Source organism: Candidatus Merdisoma sp. JLR.KK006 (assembly GCF_036941035.1).
Taxonomy (GTDB): domain Bacteria; phylum Bacillota; class Clostridia; order Lachnospirales; family Lachnospiraceae; genus Laedolimicola.
Genome location: NZ_JAYMNS010000076.1, coordinates 1 through 1,674 on the forward strand (window position 1 = coordinate 1; position 1,674 = coordinate 1,674).

At 58.4% G+C, this 1,674-nt stretch carries 4 protein-coding genes; all 4 read left to right on the forward strand.

The features are described 5' to 3' along the window. Positions 1-199 (forward strand): hypothetical protein (locus VSQ61_RS22610; protein WP_334346571.1); only part of this gene is annotated, 199 nt, incomplete at its 5' end. Further along, positions 196-975 (forward strand): DUF6551 family protein, encoded by a 780-nt coding sequence (locus tag VSQ61_RS22615; protein WP_334346572.1) that lies wholly within the window; start codon positions 196-198, stop codon positions 973-975. The genes VSQ61_RS22610 and VSQ61_RS22615, both read left to right, overlap by 4 nt. A 112-nt stretch (positions 976-1,087) precedes the next feature. Then, positions 1,088-1,327, forward strand: a complete 240-nt coding sequence (locus VSQ61_RS22620) for a DUF6870 family protein (protein ID WP_334346573.1) — start codon at positions 1,088-1,090, stop codon at positions 1,325-1,327. A 143-nt stretch (positions 1,328-1,470) separates the two neighbouring features. Further along, the coding region (locus VSQ61_RS22625) for a recombinase family protein (protein WP_334346574.1) at positions 1,471-1,674 on the forward strand (204 nt) is incomplete at its 3' end.

Sequence of the window (1,674 nt, forward strand, 5' to 3'; positions counted from 1 at the left end):
GGACAAGGCTCCCAGCACCGAGGAGAATGTGCTCTGTTCCCTGGATGGCGAGATCGTCTCGTTCATGGAGCTTTTTGACCGCATCTTTCAGGAATATCCACGGCTTTTGTCGGACAGCCATTACAGGCAGAATCTCATCCAGATCATGCAGAAAATGAAGCAGTATATCGCAGACATCGAAGGAGGGCGCACAGAATGAACAGCAAGGACCTTTTTTGCCGGGAGCTTCCCATCAACAGCGCAGAGCTGAAGATACCCCGCACTACTTATCAGCGTGAACTGAACGAGGACCGGGTCCGTAGGATCGCCGCCGAGTTCGATGAGCGTATCGCCAACGAGCCGAAGGTGAGCTGCCGGGACGGCCGCTACTATGTGTTCGATGGCCAGCACACCATCGCCGCCCGGAAACTGCTCAATGGTGGGCGGGACCTGTCCATCCGCTGCAAGGTGTTCTACGGCCTGACCGAGAGCGATGAGGCGCTGCTGTTCGCCCAGCAGACGGGCGCGTCCGCCAGCCTGACCGCCGGGGCGAAGTTCCGGGCGCTGGTCTACGGCGGCGATGAGGACGCTATGGCGTTCCTGAAAGCAACAGAAGCTGTGGGCCTCTATGTGGACTACAAGCAGACCAGGGGCGCGAAGCGGCTGGCCTGCATCAGCACCGCTTTCGGGCTGTTCCAGAAGGTCGGGGGCGGGGTGTACCGGGAGGCGATGCAGGCCATCGTGGATGCCTGGAAGGGCGACCCGGACTCCCTCCGGGCTGAGACGGTGCAGGGCGTGGTGGAGTTCGTGGACCTCTATCGCGGGGAGTACAGCCGCAAACGGCTGGTGACACGGCTGCGCCAGGTAGACCCGGTGGTGATCTTCCGGGAGGGTCGGGCCATGACGAGCCTGCCGGGATACAAGCGGTATCTGTACCAGGTGTACCGCATCTACAACGGCTCCAGCGCAAAGACCGCCCTGCCGATGAAGTTTTGAAAAATCTGGGAGAAGCGTCTGCCTTTTGGGGCGGGCGCTTTTCTCTGTTCTATGAAAGGTTGTCCTTTCCATAAGATGTTGAAAAGGACAGAACAGTTGGAGGTGCTTTGCCATGACAGAAGGGATGAAAGACATCGACCTCCGCAAGGTGGACAGATCGACGCTCCGTGACCGCAGCACAGTCCGCATTGACCCGGAGGCATCCACGGAGGAGCGCATCCGGGCATGGATAGAACAGCTTGGCAACCCCTATGTCTATCTGGACGGCGGCGTGGTCGTGAAGCTGAGTTTTGCGGACAAAGGCGAGACCATCGAGGACCGCATCAACTCCCTTTACCTTGCCGGGGCCTGACATCCTTAACAAACCGGGTGATCCGGCGCTACAATGTGCTTGGGTCAAAAAAAGGAACTGCATCACAAGGTCTGCGGCTTTGTGTTCCGTTCCCATACGGGACAGAGCCTTCGGTTTTCTGAGAGACAGCAAGGAGGTTCAAAATGTCCGACAAGATTTATAAGACCGGCATCTATGCCCGGTTATCCAGAGAGGATGCTGACCGGATGGAGTCCAACAGCATCCAGAGCCAGCGGGCTATCTGTCTGGCTTACATAGAGAGCCATGACGACCTTGAGCTGGTGGACACCTACATCGACGATGGGGAGACCGGCAGCAACACAGACCGCCCCGGCTTTCAGAGGATG

Coding starts and splice junctions, on each gene's coding strand:
- VSQ61_RS22620 (WP_334346573.1), top strand. CDS start 1,088: ATGACAGAAGGGATGAAAGACATCGACCTCCGCAAGGTGGACAGATCG.
- VSQ61_RS22615 (WP_334346572.1), top strand. CDS start 196: ATGAACAGCAAGGACCTTTTTTGCCGGGAGCTTCCCATCAACAGCGCA.